Genomic DNA, 16,622 nt, shown 5'->3' on the forward strand with positions numbered 1-16,622 from the left:
CCGGGCCGCGTTGCCCACGCGACCCGGCCTCCGGGACGGCGCGGCGCCCGTCGACGCCGCGCCGGTACTCGCTACGCCCGGCGGCGGGCCGCTGCCACGACGAGCACGAGCGCACCGAGGACGAGCGCGAGGCCGCCGACCGCCACGGCCGCCGCGAGGCCTGAGACACCCGTCGACGCCAGTCCGGCGTCCGGTCGCTCGAGCGTGTTCGTGAGCACGACGTCGGTGACCGTGCCGTCGCCGATCTCGATCACGTCGACGCTGAATACGGGCGCCTTCCAGTCGGCGCCCGCGACGGCCTCGGGAGCGACCTCGGTGAGGGTCACGACCGCGCCGTACGGGATCGCGCCGCTCGTCGCGGTACCGTCCGCGGCGACACTGAGCATGCCCGAGCCCGCCTCGAAGCCGACCCCGGCCGGGTAGGCGTACCGCACCGTGAACGTCGCGCCCTTCGGCAGCAGCGACGCCCCCGATCCGGCGAGCTCCTTGCGCACCGAGAAGTACCCGGAGTTCAGCTCGAGCGTGTTGACCGCGAGCACCTCGACCCGCTGGTCGGCGCCGACGACGAAGGTGTTCGACTCTGTGTACCGCGGCGCCGCCCATGTGCCGCCGACGACGGGATCAGGGCGGAGCTCCGTGATCGTCACGACCGCGCCCGCGGGCACATCGTCGATCGTGACGGCACTGCCGTCACCGGGCACCGACATCTCGGTCGGCTCGAGCTTCTCGAAGGCCGCGCCCGCCGGGTACTCATAGGTGAACGTGTACTCGCGGTCGGGCGACACGAGGTGCGCCCCGGTACCCTCGACCCGCTTCTGCAGGCTGAACGAGCCGAGATCGCGCGTGATCGAGTTCGTCAGCGTGACCTCGACCGTCGTGCCGTCGCCGATCTTCACGGTCGACGGCGAGAAGGTGTGCTTCTCGTCCCACGTCGCGCCGATCACGGGCGGGGGCGTCAGCTCGGCGAGTTCGAGCACCGCACCGTACGGAAGCGGCGCACTCGTCGCCGTCGAGCCGTCGGCCCGCACCACGAGCTCGCCCTCGCCGGCCTCGAAGCCGATGCCGGCGCCGTAGCGGTAGTGGATCGTGAACGAGTCGGTGGCGGGCACGAGCGCTGCGCCGGTGCCGTCGATGACCTTGACCGCCGAGAAGTACCCGGCGTCGAGCGCGAGCTCGTTGTCGAGGTCGATCGCGATGCGGTTGTCCTTCACGACCGTGAACGTCTTCGCGCTGAACACCGGCTCCTGCCAGGTGCCGCCCTCGACCTCGTCGAGCACCTCCTCCAGCGTCACCGTCGCCCCGGCCGGCAGCTGCTCGACCACGGCGGCCTCGCCACCGGCCGTGACCTGGACCTCGCCGGCTCCGGCTGTGTACACGCCTCGCTCCGGGTCAGCCGGGTACGACCACTTCACGAGGAAGGTGGGGTCGTCGACGAGCCCGGCGGCGTTGCCGTCGAGCCGCTTGAGGATCTCGAACGATCCGAGGTCGCGCGTCAGGGTGTTCGTGACCGCCACCTCGACGCCGGCGCTGTCGGCGCCCACGGTGACGCGACTCGGCTCGATCACCGGCGCCTGCCACGTCGCGCCGGGCACGGCTGCAGGGGCGCTCTCGGAGAAGTCCACGACGGCACCGACCGGGAGGTCGGCGACCTCGACCCGACTGCCGTCGAGCGGCAGGGCGACGGAGCCTCCACCCTGTTGGATGCCCTTGGCGGGGTCGGCTGCCCAGCGGTAGTCGAGGGTGAAGCTCGTGTCAGCGGGGATGCGCATCCCGTCGTCGTTCACGACGGTCTTGGCCGCACCGAGCGAGGCCCGCTCGAGCGTCGCCCGGTTCTTCAGGCGGATCTCGGTGAGCCTGCCGAGGTTGCGATCCGCCGACGAGAACGTCAGCTCGAGGCGCTCGCTCTCGGTGCCGTCGGGCAGCACGAACACAGGGTCGGCCCACGTCACGTTCGACGGTTCCGTCGGCACGATCTCGTCGAGCGTGATCGTGGTGCCCTTGATCAGCTCGTTGCTGAGGAACGGCACACCGGCGCGGATCGAGATGGTGCGCTGGTCGGTGACCACGCCGTCGAGGGTCGCCGTGTAGTTCACGGCGAACTCGGGTGTCAGCGAAGTGTCGCCCGCGAGCTCCTTCATGAGCTGGAACTTGCCGAAGTTGCGGCCGACGACGGTGCCCGAGCCCGAGGTCCGCGTCGCGGTGCCGGTCGCAGCGCCCGAGCCGGCGCCCTCGATCGCCCAGCGCGCCGTGTTCTCGTAGTCCTTCGCCGCGCCCCCGTCGAGCACCTTCACGGTCCAGACGACCTCGTAGATCGAACCGCCGATGCCCTGCTGCCCTGCGGGAGCCGCACGGCCGAGGCCGGCGACCGAGGTGAGCTCGACGCGGGTGCCGCCGTGCGACACCGTGTACTCCGAAGCGGGCTTCCACGCGAAGTGCGGATTCTGGTTTCCGCGCGAGTCGTACGAGAGCGAGCGCGCCTCGAGCACGCGGGGTTCACCGACGAGCTCGTACCGCTCGGTGTCGAGCTGGTCCTCGACCGCGATCCGGGTCCTGGCCGGGATGCCATCCGCTCCGGCCGGCACGGCGACCCGCCAGACGATCGTGTCGTCGACGTTCTGGTAGGAGCCGCTCTTCCGGGCCTCCGCGCCATCGAACGCGCAGTCCTGCGTGCACCCGCTGGGGCGCGGGGTCACCGTCACCGGCACCTGGACGCTGCCGAAGTCGAAGACGTGCTTCTCCGTCGTCGTGTTGCCGAGCGAGACCTCCACTCCGAAGGTGAACGATCCGCTCATCTCGAGCTCGTGGCCCTCGACGTAGGCCGGATCGACGGTGCACGTGATGCTCGAAGCACCGACGATGCACTGCCCAGCAGGCTTCCCGTCCGGGTCGAGCATCGGGAACTTGTCGTTGTACCCGGTGAGTCCGGCGGGGAGATTCATCGTCACCGCCACCGGGTTCACGGCGTCGCCGGGCACGCTCCAGTCGACAGTGAGGTCCTGCCGGCTGCCATCCGGGATCTCGCTGGTGGCGAACTTCACGCCGTCGATGGAGATCTGCGTGCCGGTGGCCGCGTTCGCGGCGGTTCCGGTCGCGAGCACGCTCGCGGCGACCCCGAGCACGAGGCAGATGAGGAATGCGATCACCGCCCGCACACCTCGGAGACGGCCGGGGGCTGGCCCGCTGGAAACACTGCTCGACATCACTTCATCCCTTCATTCACGGACGTCCGGAAACGGGATGCAGCGAAACGATGGGTGCTCCCCATGCCCGGGAAGACGAAGTGGGAAACGCGGTGCGACCGCGCGCAGCAGCTGGCCGCGAAGAACGCGGCCAGAAGAGCGCACAGCCGCTGAGGTGCGGTGTGCCGGCGCATCGGCCGGCGTTCGGGTGCCGGCTGACGCACGTCCTCTCGGGTCAGGACGGGCGGCTGACGCTGCCGCCATAGAAGGGACGCGCGAACCCGGGAATCATGACGCAGGTTGGGGGCGGATCATGAATCCCGGGCGTGTCGATGCGGCATCGCGCCGACCGAGATCGCCGGCGCGATGCCGCTCGTCGCGGCGCAGCTCAGACGGTGGTGAGCTCCTTCGCCACGAGCGTGAGCACGTCGTACGACGCCACGAGCTCGTCGTTCTGGTTGCGCAGCACCGCGTCCCAGCGCACCTCGCCGTACTCATCGGTCTCGCGCGGCGTGATCTGCTTCGCCGTGAGCTCGACGCGGATCGAGTCGCCCGGCGACACGGGCGTCACGAACCGCAGGTTCTCGAGACCGGAGTTCGCGAGCACCGGCCCGGGCGCCGCATCGACGAAGAGACCGGCGGCCCACGACACGAGCAGGTAGCCGTGCGCGACCCGCCCGGGGAAGAACGGGTTGGCGGATGCCGCGGCCTCGTCCATGTGCGCGTAGAACGTGTCGCCGGTGAAATGCGCGAACGTCTCGATATCCTCCAAGGTCACCGTGCGCGACGCGCTCACGACCTGGTCGCCGATCTTCAGCTCGGCGAGCGACTTGCGGAACGGGTGCACGCCGCCCGGCTGCGACGAGGCGCCCGCGTGCCAGACGCCGGTGAGGGCGGTGAGCATCTCGGGCGAGCCCTGCACGGCGGTGCGCTGCATGTGGTGCAGCACCGCGCGGATGCCGCCGAGCTCCTCGCCGCCGCCGGCGCGGCCGGGCCCGCCGTGCACGAGGTTCGGCAACGGCGAGCCGTGGCCGGTCGACGAGCGGGCGTCGTCGCGGTCGAGGAAGAGCACGCGGCCGTTGTACGCCGCGATGCCCGTCGCGAGCGCCACGGCGACCTCGGGGTCGTGGGTCGCGACGCTCGTCACGAGCGATCCGCCGCCACGGGCCACGAGGGCGGCCGCCTCGGCGACGGTGTCGTAGCCGACGATCGACGAGACCGGGCCGAACGCCTCCACCTCGTGGAGCGCGGGGCTCGCGGCATCCGCGAACCGGAGCAGCATGGGTGCCACGAAGGCCCCGTCGGATGCCTCGCCGGTGGCGCCGTCGGCGAGCGTGACCGCCGGGGCATCCGTCGAACCGATGACGAGCTCGCCGCCCGCGGCCTCGAGGCGCCCGACCTGGCGGAGCACCTCGTCGCGCTGCGCGATCGAGGCGAGCGGCCCCATCGTGACGCCCTCGGCACGCGGGTCGCCGAGCACGACGCGCTCGGCGATGCGAGCGCGCACGGCGTCGATCACGGCGTCGACGGATGCCGCGGGCACGATCGCCCGGCGGATCGCCGTGCACTTCTGGCCCGCCTTCGTCGTCATCTCGGCGACGAGCTGCTTGACGTAGGCGTCGAACTCGGGGGTGCCCGAGACCGCATCGGTGCCGAGCACGCTCGCGTTGATCGAGTCGGTCTCGCTCGTGAACCGCACGCCGCCGGTCTGCACCGCATCGTTGGCGCGCAGCTTCTCGGCCGTCGACGCCGATCCGGTGAAGGCGACGAGGTCGCCGAGGCGCAGGTGGTCGAAGAGCGTCGGTACGCCGCCCGAGACGAGCTGCAGCGACCCCTCGGGCAGCAGCCCCGACTCGACGAGGATGCGCACGAACGCCTCGGCGAGGTAGCCCGTGGGCGTCGCGGGCTTCACGAGCGTCGGCACGCCGGCGAGGAAGGCCGGAGCGAACTTCTCGAGCGAGCCCCACACCGGGAAGTTGAAGGCGTTGATCTGCACGGCCACGCCGGGCAGGCGCGTGTAGATGTGGCGGCCGAGGAAGGAGCCGTCCTTCGAGAGCTGCTCCACCGCGCCGTCGACGTAGACCTTCGAGTTCGGCATCTCGCGACGCCCCTTCGAGGAGTACGTGAAGAGCACGCCGATGCCGCCGTCGATGTCGACCCACGAGTCCTGCTTGGTCGCGCCGGTGCGCGCCGAGAGCTCGTAGAGCTCGGCCTTGCGTTCGGTCAGCGCGAGCGCCATCTGTTTGAGGAGCACCGCGCGCTGGTGGAAGGTGAGCTCGCCGAGCGAGGCCTGCCCCGCGGTGCGGGCGTACTCGAGCGCGGCGCCGAGGTCGAGCCCCTCGGTCGAGACGCGGGTGACGACCTCGCCGGTCGAGGCGTCGCGGACCTCGGCGGCTGACGCGGCGGCCGCGGCGTTCGAAACCGGCGTCGTCGGGGTCCACCACTGGCCGTTCACGTAGCTCGGCAGGATCGTGTTCATCGGGGGTTCTCCTTGTTCGAGGCCGCTGGTTGAGGAGCGAGCGCATCCGTGGGTTGAGGAGGCGCGCCAGCGCCGTCTCGAAACCTCGTGTTTCGAGTGGCGGTTTCGAGACGGTCGCTTCGCTCGCTCCTCACCCCACGGGAGGGGCCGCTCACGGGGCGTCCCAGAGGTAGAAGCCCTCGCCGGTCTTGCGGCCGAGCTTGCCCTCGGCGACCATGCGGCGCAGCAGCGCGGGCGGGGCGAAGCGCTCGCCGAGCGTCGAGGAGAGGTACTCGGCGATGCCGAGTCGCACGTCGAGGCCGACGATGTCGGTCAGGCGCAGCGGGCCGATCGGATGCTTGTAGCCGAGCGTCATCGCCGCGTCGATGTCTTCAGCGGAGGCGACGCCGTCTTCGAGCATGCGGATCGCCTCGAGCCCGAGCATGACGCCGAGCCGCGAGGAGGCGAATCCCGGGGCATCCGCGACGACGATCGGGGTCTTGCCGATCGCGCGCACCCAGGCGCGGGCCTGCTCGACGAGCGGCCCCTCGGTCGCGTCGCCGCGAACGATCTCGACGAGCGTCGACGCGGGCACGGGGTTGAAGAAATGCGTGCCGAGGAACCGCGACGGGCGCTCGAGCAGCGCGGCGAGCTGGTCGATCGAGATCGACGAGGTGTTCGACGCGAGCGCGGCGCCCGGCGCGATCACGGCTTCGACGCGGGTGAGGGCGTCGATCTTCAACTCGAGGTCTTCGGGCACGGCCTCGACGACGAGGTCGCAGCGGGCGAAGTCGGCGATGTCGGTCGAGGCGGCGAAGCGGGCGGCGATCGCCGCCTCATCGTCGTCGGCGGTGCCGCGTGCGACGGATGCCGCGACGGAGTCGAGCACGCGTTTCGAGGCGGCCGCTGCGGCCTCGGCGTCGCGTTCGACGACGGTGACCCGCGATCCCGCGAGCAGGAAGGCGTGCGCGATGCCGGCGCCCATGCGCCCGCCGCCGAGCACGCCGACGTCGGCCGGAGCCCCGGTGTCGGTCTCGTTCACTTCTGCTTCCTCTCGAGGAACTCGGTCATGCGGCGGAACTTCTCAGGGCTCTCGAAGAGCACGGCCTGCTCCTCGAGGTCGACGGCCGGGTGCGCATCGCGCGGCGCGCGGAACACGCGCTTCGTCGCGATCGTCGCCGCGCGGTCGTTGCGTGCGATGCGATCGGCGATCACGTGCGCGGCGGGGAGCAGCTCGTCGGCGGGGTGGAGCTCGCTGACGAGCCCGATCTCGAGCGCCTCGGCCGCGGTGACCGTTCGCCCCGTCAGCAGCAGCTCGATCGCCCGGGCGTCTCCGACGATCTCCTTCAGCCGCCAGCTCGCACCGGCTGCCGCGATGATGCCGAGGCCCGTCTCGGGGTTGCCGATCTTCAGCGCGGGCGTCGCGATGCGGATGTCGGCCGCGTACGCGAGCTCGGCGCCGCCGCCGAGCGCGTACCCGTCGAGCGCTGCGATGACGGGCATCGGCAGCAGTGCGAGGCGCACGAAGGCGTTCGCGTTGATGCCGGCGCGCGCGTCATCCGCTCGCCGCTCGCGGAGCTGTGCGATGTCGGCGCCCGAGGCGAAGACGCCGCCGGCACCGGTGAGGATGAGGGTGCGCGGCACCGCCTCGAGCTCGGCGCACAGCAGGTGCAGGGCGTCGATCGTGGCCTGGTCGATCGCGTTGCGCTTCTCTGGCCGGTTGAGCGTGGCGATCACCCGATCGTCACGGCGCTCGACGAGGAGCGGCCCGCCGCCGTCGGTCGAGGAGGAGCGGAGCGACGTCTCGAGACCCCCGGGCATCAGACCCGCTCCACGATGAGGGCGCTGCCCTGGCCGACGCCGACGCACATCGTGGCGAGTCCGTAGCGCGAGTCCTCGCGCTCCATGCGGCCGAGCAGGGTCACCACGAGGCGCGACCCCGACGAGCCGAGCGGATGCCCCAGGGCGATCGCTCCCCCGTCGGTGTTCACGCGCTCGGGGTCGAGGCCGAGACGGCGCATCGACGCGATCGACTGGGTGGCGAAGGCCTCGTTGAGCTCCACCGAGCCGATGTCGTCGAGGTCGATGCCCGAGCGTTCGAGGGCCTTCTCGGTCGCGGGCACCGGACCGAGGCCCATGATCTCGGGCGGCAGGCCGGCCGACGAACCCACGACGACGCGGGCCCGCGGGATGAGTCCGTAGCGCTCGACGGCGGCGGCGCTCGCGACGAGGATCGCCGAGGCGCCGTCGTTCAGTGCGCTCGAGTTGCCGGCCGTCACGACCGAGCCGCCGTGCACGACCGGGCGCAGCCCGGCGAGCGCCTCGAGCGTCGTCTCGGGCCGGGGTCCCTCGTCGACGAGCACCTCGCCGCGATGGGTCTGCACCCCCACGATCTCGGCCTCGAAACGGCCAGCGGCGATCGCCGCCGCGGCGCGCTGCTGCGAGCGGAGCGCGAAGGCGTCGGCCTCGTCGCGCGTGATGCCGTCGACGCGAGCGACCTCTTCGGCCGTCTCGGGCATCGAGAAGGTCGCCTTGTCGCGGGCGACGAGCTTCGGGTTCGGGAAGCGCCAGCCGATCGAGGTGTCGTAGGCCGCGCCGGGCTTGGCCCACGCGCGATCGGGCTTGGCCTGCACCCAGGGGGCGCGGGTCATCGACTCCACACCGCCGGCGATGATGAGGTCGGAATCGCCCGCCCTGATCGCCTGCGCGGCCATCGTGATCGCCGACATGCCCGAGGCGCAGAGCCGGTTCACGGTGATGCCGGGCACCTCGTCGGGAAGGCCCGCGAGCAGCACCGACATGCGCGCGACGTTGCGGTTGTCTTCGCCGGCCTGATTGGCGCCGCCGAGGATGACCTCGTCGATCGCGCCGAGCTCGCCGGCCTGGTCGAGTCGGGTGCGCCGCACGAGCTCGCCGACGACGAGCGCGGCGAGATCATCTGGCCGCACTCCGGCGAGCGCTCCGCCGTAGCGTCCGACCGGCGTGCGCACGCCGCCGACGAGGTAGGCCTCAGCCATGGTCCACTCCTGACTGCACTGTCATCACCGGCCGCATTTCCCGACCGAACGTTCAGGAAGTAAGTATGGCAAACGGATGACCCGCCCGCCACCCACTCGCCCAGCCGACGATGCGTCAGCGGATCTGCGCGAGCACCGCCTCGGCGACCGCCGTCGCTCCGTCCTTGCTGAAGATCATGTACACGGAGTCGCCGACCCGCATCAGCACGGGCGCGGCCGGGCCATCGGTCACCTGTGCGCGGAGGGCGACATCGCCGTCGGCGTACCCTGCCGCAGTCGACAGGTCGAGCGGTGCGAACGCCGTCGAGACGTCGGCCTGTCCGAGCAGGTCGAAGAAGGATCCTGCCCCGTACACGACCGAGATGTGCGGCCCGCGCAGGCTGTCGCTGAGATAGTCGCACGAGTAGGACCGCGCAGCAGCCGCGACGGCCTCCCCGAACGACCGCGGAGCGCTCGTCGTCGGGTCGTAGACCTCGGTCTCGGTGAAGGTCGTGTCGAGCGCCATGCCGATGCCCTGCGGGTCGAGGCCGCCGTTGCAGACCGCATCGCCCTGTCGTTGCGACGTCGCCGCCGGCCAGGCGAGCTGCTCGGGTGTCGCGCCCTGCACGGCCTCGAACGTCGCCTCGGCGACGTCGCCGAGACGGGACAGCATCTCGTCGGGTGCGATGCCGTCGTAGCGGCTGCCCGTCGTACCGAGCCCGGACGCGGTCAGGCGCATGGCGATCCAGGCATCGCCGACCGGTGCGGTGAGCTGCCAGCCGGATTCGCCCACGGCGGTCGACGCCTCGATGGCACCGACGGCGAGCGTGTCCTCGGAGGGCGCGTCACCCGCCCACGCCGGCTGCCACTGCGCTGCTGCCCCCGGCAGCACCTCGATGGAGAGGTACGCGAGGTCGTCGCCCTCGGCGTAGGTCGTCGTCGGCGCCACTCCGACGCGCCATGAGCACCCGAGGCCGCCCGCTGCGGCGAGTTCCACCGCATCGAATGCGTCGTTCGGCCGGATCGCCCGCACCGGGTCGGGCACGACGCCGTCGCTGCCGGTCATCACGGCGGCGAGGTTCACGTCCGCGACCAGATCACCGCACAATAGCGGCCCCGCCGGCGCGGATTCCTCCGGCGTCGGCTCGGCGACGGGCGTCGCGACCGGAGCAGGTGCAGTGCAACCACTGAGCAGCAGGACGAGGGCGGCGGCGATCCCGCCGGTCATGAGGCGCATGGCGCGAGCCTAGCGGGCGCGCGGCCGCCCGGAATTCAGGGCTGCCCCGGACGACGAAGGCCCGCGTCCACCGGACGCGGGCCTTCGATCGTTCAGGTCTCGAGCACTCAGCCGGCGAGTTCCTCATCGGCTGCGGCCGATTCGATCTCGACGATCTCGATGGTCTCCTCGACCTCGATGATCTCGACGACCTCGACGGTCTCTTCGACCGCGTCGAGCGTGTCGACCGCCGCATCGGCCTCGACCGCGGCTGCGCCGCGCTCGAGCTCGCCGGCGAAGTCGTCGCCGAGGCGCATGTCGACGAAGTCGACGTCGATCTCGGCCCGGTCGAGCAGTTCGACCATGCGACGCTGGCGGTTGCGCGGGATGAGCGTGACGACCTGACCAGTCTTGCCCGCGCGGCCGGTGCGGCCCGAGCGGTGCAGGTAGGTCTTGTACTCGTCGGGCGCGTCGGCCTGGATGACGAGGTCGATGTCGTCGACGTGGATGCCGCGTGCCGCGACATCCGTCGCAACGAGCACGTTGACCCGGCCGCTCGTGAGCTGCTGGAGGTTGCGCGTACGACGCGACTGGTTCAGGTCGCCGTGCAGGGCGACGGCACGGATGCCGTAGTCCTCGAGGTGCTCGGTGAGGTCTTCGGCGAACGCACGGGTGCGCGAGAAGACGAGCGTCTTGCCCGGGCGGTTCGCGAGCTCGGCGACGATGTCGCGCTTCTCGTGGTTGCCGATGACGAACACGCGGTGCTCGATCGTCGAGGAGGCCTGGTCCTCACCGGCGACCTCGTGCACGGCGGGGTCGACGAGGAACTCGTCGACGAGCGCCGCGACGCCCTTGTCGAGGGTGGCCGAGAAGAGGAGCTTCTGGCCGCCGTTCGCGGTGTGACGGATGATGCGCTGCACCGGCTCGAGGAACCCGAGGTCGCACATGTGGTCGGCCTCGTCGAGCACGGTGATGACGACCTCGGAGAGATCGAGTCGACGCTGCTCGATGAGGTCCTCGATGCGGCCGGGCGTGCCGATCACGATGTCGACACCGCGCTGGAGCGCGCCCACCTGGCGCTGCTGCGGCACGCCGCCGTAGATCTGCGTGGTGAAGAGGCCGACGCTCTGCGCGATGGGCTGCACCGTGCGGTCGATCTGCAGGGCGAGCTCACGGGTCGGGGCGAGGATGAGCGCGCGGGGCTTGCGACCCATCTGGCGCTTGCCGCCCGCCTTGCCGGACTCGGCCCAGAGCTTCATGAGGCGCTCGACGGTCGGGGCGCCGAAGGCGATGGTCTTGCCCGAGCCGGTCTTGCCGCGGCCGAGCACGTCGCGACCCTCGAGCACGACCGGAATGGTCGCGGCCTGGATCGGGAACGGCGACTCGGCGCCGAGCTGCTTGAGCGCGCTCACGACGTTGCCGCCGAGACCGAGGTCGGCGAAGCTCACGCCGTCGGCGTCGGTCGCCTGGATGGCCTGGGCCTCGAGGCGCTCGAGCACGACGTCGTCGTTCGGTGCGAAGCGGTTGCCCTGTTCCTTGGCCGGGTAGAAGCTCGAGTCGCGGCGACCGGACTCCTTGAAGCCCGGGCGGTCGACATCGCGGCGGGGTGCACGGTCGTCACGGTCGTAGGAACGGGCCGGACGGTCGGCGCGGTCGAAGGAGCGCGCCGGGCGGTCTCTGCGGTCGAACGAACGCGCCGGGCGGTCGTTGCGATCGTTCCGGTCGAACGAACGCGCCGGGCGGTCGTTGCGATCGAACGAACGCGGTGCACGGTCATCACGGTCGAACGAACGGGCCGGACGGTCTTTGCGGTAGCTCGGACGAGCCGGGCGGTCGGTGCGATCGAACGAGCGCGCGGGGCGGTCGTTGCGGTCGCTCGAGCGGGGCGCACGGTCGTCACGGTCGAACGAACGCGCAGGCCGGTCGTTGCGATCGAACGAACGCGGTGCACGGTCATCACGGTCGTAGGAGCGAGCCGGACGGTCGGTGCGGTCGTTCCGGTCGAACGAACGGGCCGGGCGATCGTTGCGATCGAACGAACGCGGTGCACGGTCATCACGGTCGTAGGAGCGAGCCGGACGGTCGGTGCGGTCGTTGCGGTCATTCCGGTCGAACGAACGGGCCGGGCGATCGTTGCGGTCGTTCCGGTCGAAGGAGCGGGCCGGACGGTCGCTGCGGTCGTTCCGGTCGAAGGAGCGGGCCGGACGGTCGGTGCGGTCGAACGAACGCGGTGCGCGGTCGTTGCGGTCGCCCGAGCGGGGCGCACGGTCGTCACGGTCGTACGAACGCGCGGGGCGGTCGTTGCGATCGTACGAGCGGGGTGCGCGCTCGTCGCGGCCGTCGCGGTCGGAGCGGTGCGGGGCGCGGCCGGTGGCGACGCGCTCGTCGCGCGACCAGCGTTCCTTGCGAGGCGCGTCGGCCTCGGGGCGGTAGCCGCGGTGGCCTTCGCTGCGCGAGCCGGGCTTGGACGATCCGGCGCGCGCCGGGCCGCCCTTCGAGCCGCCCTTCGCGTACGAGGGATCGAAGTTCTTGGCGGGCCTGCCGCCTTGGGGCTTCTTGTTCTTGGGCATGGTGACTTCCTGGGTTGTACTCATGTACATGGCAGCGCCACTGCAGGCGCAGCACACTGAGAACCCGGAGCATCGTCGACCGGGGCCGTTCACATACGGTGACTATCCGAGGCCTGATGCCTCGAAACCGGCCCTTTGGACTCACAAACCCATCCGCGCACGGCGCGGTGTCCAGAACCGACTCGGCCACGATACCCGAATCGTCTGGGAAAGTCCCGCACGGGGCATCCGCCGTGCCGTCGCGACCGGTCAGCCCTCGGGAGCCGGCGTCGCTTCGGCGTCCCCGGTGGCGCCGGAGAGCTGCCACGCTCCACCGGTGCACTCGTAGAACGTCACCGTCTCGGTGTCGATGAAGATGTCGCCGTCGGCCGTGCAGGTCTCGGGGGCCGGAACGCCGACACCCAGCACGACCTGCGTACCGGGCTCGCCCGGTGCACCGGTCTCGCCGGGCGCACCGGTCTCGCCGGTCTTCCCGGTGTCGCCCGTCGCGCCCGTCTCGCCCGTGAGGTTCTCCGCCGCCGAGGTGCGGATGTTGCCGACGAGCACCCAGTCGCCGTCCGTGAACAGGTAGACGTCGGCCGTGGCGATGTCGATGTAGACGTCGCCGTCGTAGCCCTTGCCGGACTCGGGCACCCCCGAGCCCGCGCGCACGGCGGATCCCGCCGGGAGGATCTCGGCGAGCGCCTCCTCATAGGCGGCCTCGTCGATCTCGGCGGTGCGTCCTGCGGGTTCCGGTCGTCGCTCATGTCGCGCGCCCCTCACCATCGCTGCCACACGGCGAAGCGATCGAAGTCCGAAATCGCCGCGAAACACCCGCGACGTAGGCTCACCGCATGCCACAGCACCCCGGTCCCGTGACCGTCAGCATCGAAGCGCCCCGCCAGCCCGAGGTCGAGCGGCTGCTCGACGGCAGCACCGCCTTCGCGCAGAGCCTGTACCCGCCCGAGAGCAACTTCCTGCTCGACATCGCGACCCTCGAGCGACCCGAGGTCGCCTTCTACGTCGCGCGCGACGGCGAGCGCGCCGTCGGCATCGCGGCGCTCGTCGCCGAAGCGGATGCCTCGCGCGGCGAGTTGAAGCGCATGTTCGTCGACCCGGCAGCCCGCGGACGCGGCGTCGCCGCCGCCCTGCTCGAGCGCATCGAGGCGGATGCCGCGGCACGCGGGCTCCCCGAGATCGTGCTCGAGACCGGCGACCTCCACGACGCGGCGCAGGCGCTGTACACGCGCCACGGCTACCGCGAGATCCCGCAGTTCGGCCAGTACGTCGGCGAGGCCCACTCGGTGTGCTTCGCGAAGCAGCTGGCCGCCTCACGGGAAGCGTTTCCACCCGCGCAGAACGTGAGGTAGCATCACTCCACCCCTGAACCCGGAGCCCGGTGTGACCTCGACCCGACGCACAGGCGGCTCCGGCACCCGCGTTCGGCGGGTGGTGTGGGCCGTCGCGGCCACTGCAGCCGCCATCGCGAGCGTGAGCGCGCTTTCGGGCTTCCATCTACCACTGCGGGAGATCGAGCCGCGAGGCGCCGACGCCGCGAGCGAGGTGGCCGGCACCGAGGTCATCGGCATCCGCACCTTCACGGCGCCGCCGCACATCGGCGTCGAGCCCGACCTCGAGTACGGCGTCCGTGAAGACGGCACGCTGCTCACCCTCGACATCTGCACGCCGCCCGGAGCCGAGCTCACCGACGAGCCGCTGCCCGCGGTGGTGTCCATCCACGGTGGCAGCTGGGCTCGTGGCGACAAGGCCAACGACGACTGGCGGGGCACCTGCCTGTGGCTCGCCAGCGAGGGGTTCGTCGCGGCATCCGTCGACTATCGGCTCGTGCCGAGCGCGACCTTCCCTGCGGCGATCGACGACGTCGCGCTCGCGGTCGAGTGGCTGCGGGCACCCGAACAGGCCGATCGGTTCGGCATCGACCCCAACCGCATCGGCGCGTTCGGCGGCTCGGCCGGCGGCAGTCTCGCGGCGCTCCTCGGCACGACCGGCGACGGGCCGCTCGGCGATGGATCGCGAGTGGCGGCCGTCGCCGAGCTCTCGGGCCCCGTCGCGCTCGGGGCAGCCGAACTCGAGGCCGACGGGGCATCCGAGTGGCTCGGCCGCATCGTGGGCGAGTACCTCGACTGCCGGCCGGGCGCGAGCGACGAGGAGTGCCCGCAGGCCGCGGATGCCTCGGCGGGCACCCACGCCGACCCGAGCGACCCGCCGTTCTTCATCGGCCACGCCGAGGCCGAGGTCGTGCCGCTCGGCCAGTCGCAGCGCTTCGCGGCGACGCTCGCGGCCGCAGGGGTCCCCGTCGAGCTCGCGATCGTGCCGGGCGCCGACCACTCCGTCGGCATCCTCGATGCCGCGATGCGAGTCCGCGTCGCCGCGTTCCTGCACGCGCACCTCGACTGAGGAAGGCCGCCCCTTCACTACACGGCTCGAATCCGATGGACTGGGCGACGAATGTTGCACATCTGTCGATGCGGGCACCCTCGAGTTCGTCGCTCAAGTAGGCGAGCCCATCGGGGCTCCACATGAGGGGATGGACGTCATGACGAAGTATCTGATTCTCATCTACGGCGACGAGCAGGAGTGGGCCGCCATGTCCGACGAGGAGCGCCGAGCGCTCGGCGAGGGTCATCGGAGGTTCGTCGCAGCCGCAGGATCGGCGGTCCTCGGGACGCACGAGCTGGAGCCTGCGGAGGTCGCAACCACCCTGCGCACCGACTCCGCCGGTCGGGCGGTGAGGATGGACGGGCCGTTCCTCGAGGCCAAGGAGGCGGTCGGCGGCTACTACCTGGTGGATGTCCCCGACCTCGACGAGGTGATGGACCTGGCGGCGCTGCTCTACGAGGCGTCGGCCGGCCACAGCGGCGTGGAGATCCGCCCGGTGGTGGCCCCAGGATGAACGACGCGGTCGCCGCGGCGGTCGAGCAGGCTCATCGCAGCGAATGGTCCCGGGTGTTCGCGGCCACCGTCTCCGTGACGAGGGACCTCGACCTCGCCGAGGAGTGCGTCCAGGACGCCTACGCGCAGGCGATGGAGAGCTGGGCGTCTTCGGGCGTCCCCGATCGACCCGGTGCCTGGCTGACGACGACCGCGCGCAATCGGGCCAGGGACGCCCTGCGCCGTCACGCGGTGATGCGACGTGCGCTGCCGTACCTCGTCGCGAACGACGAGGTGCTCGACCCCGAGGACCCGCTCGATGACGACCGGCTCCGACTCGTGTTCACCTGCTGTCACCCCGCCTTGTCCCGAGACGCCCGAATCGCGCTCACGCTGCGAGTGGTCTGCGGGCTGTCGACGGCCGAGGTGGCGCGGGCGTTCCTGGTGCCCGAGTCCACGATGGCCGCTCGAGTCACCCGTGCCAAGAAGAAGATCGCGGTGGCCGGGATCCCGTATCGCGTGCCGTCACCGGACCAGCTCGCCGAACGAGTGGATGCCGTCCTCGACGTCGTCTACCTGATCTTCACCACCGGCCATACCGCTCCGGCCGCCGACCGCCTCGTGCGCCGGGACCTGCTGGACGTCGCGATGCGTCTCGGGCGGATGCTGCATCTGCTCATGCCGAACGACGCCGCGGTGAGCACGCTGCTCGCACTCATGCTGCTCATCGAGGCGCGTGCGGACACCAGGGTGTCGGCCACCGGCCGGCTGCTGCTGCTCTCGGAGCAGGATCGAACGCGTTGGGATCCTCGGCAGATCGAGGAGGGCATCAGCCTGCTGGTGCCGGGACTGCGCCGCCGTCCGCCGTCGAGATTCGCCGTCGAGGCCGCGATCGCGGCTGTGCACGCCGAGGCGCCGACGTGGCAGGACACCGATTGGAGCGAGATCGTCGGGTTGTACGACGTGCTGCTGCAACTCTGGCCGTCACCGGTGGTCGAACTCAATCGAGCGGTGGCCGTGGGCATGCGCGACGGACCGGAAGCCGGGCTCGAAGCGCTGGCCCCGCTGTCGTCCGAGCCGGCGCTGGCGTCCTACAGCTACCTCAGCACCGCCCGCGCCGACTTCCTGCGTCGCCTGCACCGATGGGCACCGGCCATCGAGGCGTACCGACACGCGTTGGCGTTGAGCGAGAACGACGTCGAACGCGCCTTCCTCGCCGAGCGACTCGAGGAGATCCGGCTTCTCCGGCGAGGATGAATCGCCGCTCGGCAACCCCCTGTGCCGACGGCGCCCGTCCCCATAGGCTCGGGGCGTCCGCACGGGAGGCATCTC

Annotated in this window: 12 protein-coding genes; 4 read left to right on the top strand and 8 right to left on the bottom strand. The window is 71.3% G+C overall.

The window, feature by feature from the left end:
• Positions 1-71: 71 nt before the first annotated feature.
• The 8 genes from ASE14_RS09420 to ASE14_RS20500 form a co-directional block, all read right to left on the bottom strand.
• The gene (locus ASE14_RS09420) at positions 72-3,143 is read right to left on the bottom strand and encodes a DUF5979 domain-containing protein (protein WP_157372910.1); all 3,072 of its coding nucleotides are present in this window, start codon (positions 3,141-3,143) and stop codon (positions 72-74) included.
• 424 nt (positions 3,144-3,567) lie between these two features.
• Positions 3,568-5,658, bottom strand: coding sequence for a phenylacetic acid degradation bifunctional protein PaaZ (paaZ, locus tag ASE14_RS09425; protein ID WP_056653936.1), 2,091 nt, complete (start codon positions 5,656-5,658; stop codon positions 3,568-3,570).
• A gap of 151 nt (positions 5,659-5,809) precedes the next feature.
• On the bottom strand, positions 5,810-6,679 hold the full coding sequence (locus ASE14_RS09430; protein WP_082600408.1) for a 3-hydroxyacyl-CoA dehydrogenase family protein: 870 nt from the start codon (positions 6,677-6,679) through the stop codon (positions 5,810-5,812).
• The gene (locus ASE14_RS09435) at positions 6,676-7,458 is read right to left on the bottom strand and encodes an enoyl-CoA hydratase/isomerase family protein (protein WP_056653939.1); all 783 of its coding nucleotides are present in this window, start codon (positions 7,456-7,458) and stop codon (positions 6,676-6,678) included. Before ASE14_RS09435 ends, ASE14_RS09430 begins: the two co-directional genes overlap by 4 nt.
• A complete protein-coding gene (locus ASE14_RS09440) occupies positions 7,458-8,654 on the bottom strand; it encodes an acetyl-CoA C-acyltransferase (RefSeq protein WP_056653942.1) in 1,197 nt (398 codons plus the stop codon). Before ASE14_RS09440 ends, ASE14_RS09435 begins: the two co-directional genes overlap by 1 nt.
• A 115-nt stretch (positions 8,655-8,769) precedes the next feature.
• A complete protein-coding gene (locus ASE14_RS09445) occupies positions 8,770-9,870 on the bottom strand; it encodes a hypothetical protein (protein ID WP_056653945.1) in 1,101 nt (366 codons plus the stop codon).
• A 107-nt stretch (positions 9,871-9,977) separates the two neighbouring features.
• Positions 9,978-12,419 carry a DEAD/DEAH box helicase gene (locus tag ASE14_RS09450; protein WP_082600411.1) on the bottom strand — a complete coding sequence of 814 codons (2,442 nt, stop codon included), beginning with the start codon at positions 12,417-12,419 and terminating at the stop codon, positions 9,978-9,980.
• 249 nt (positions 12,420-12,668) lie between these two features.
• Positions 12,669-13,193 carry a hypothetical protein gene (locus ASE14_RS20500; protein WP_157372911.1) on the bottom strand — a complete coding sequence of 175 codons (525 nt, stop codon included), beginning with the start codon at positions 13,191-13,193 and terminating at the stop codon, positions 12,669-12,671.
• Between the two features lie 59 nt (positions 13,194-13,252).
• Here ASE14_RS20500 and ASE14_RS09460 point away from each other — a divergent pair, with 59 nt between their 5' ends.
• The 4 genes from ASE14_RS09460 to ASE14_RS09475 all read left to right on the top strand — a co-directional run bounded on the left by ASE14_RS09460 (position 13,253) and on the right by ASE14_RS09475 (position 16,547).
• Positions 13,253-13,768, top strand: a complete 516-nt coding sequence (locus tag ASE14_RS09460; protein ID WP_056653950.1) for a GNAT family N-acetyltransferase — start codon at positions 13,253-13,255, stop codon at positions 13,766-13,768.
• A 31-nt stretch (positions 13,769-13,799) separates the two neighbouring features.
• Positions 13,800-14,816 (top strand): alpha/beta hydrolase, encoded by a 1,017-nt coding sequence (locus ASE14_RS09465; protein WP_162257721.1) that lies wholly within the window; start codon positions 13,800-13,802, stop codon positions 14,814-14,816.
• A 139-nt stretch (positions 14,817-14,955) separates the two neighbouring features.
• Positions 14,956-15,312, top strand: a complete 357-nt coding sequence (locus ASE14_RS09470) for a YciI family protein (RefSeq protein ID WP_200953302.1) — start codon at positions 14,956-14,958, stop codon at positions 15,310-15,312.
• Positions 15,309-16,547, top strand: coding sequence for an RNA polymerase sigma factor (locus ASE14_RS09475; RefSeq protein WP_056653960.1), 1,239 nt, complete (start codon positions 15,309-15,311; stop codon positions 16,545-16,547). Before ASE14_RS09470 ends, ASE14_RS09475 begins: the two co-directional genes overlap by 4 nt.
• Positions 16,548-16,622 lie beyond the last annotated feature (75 nt).

The organism is Agromyces sp. Root81, from assembly GCF_001429165.1.
Classification (GTDB): domain Bacteria; phylum Actinomycetota; class Actinomycetes; order Actinomycetales; family Microbacteriaceae; genus Agromyces.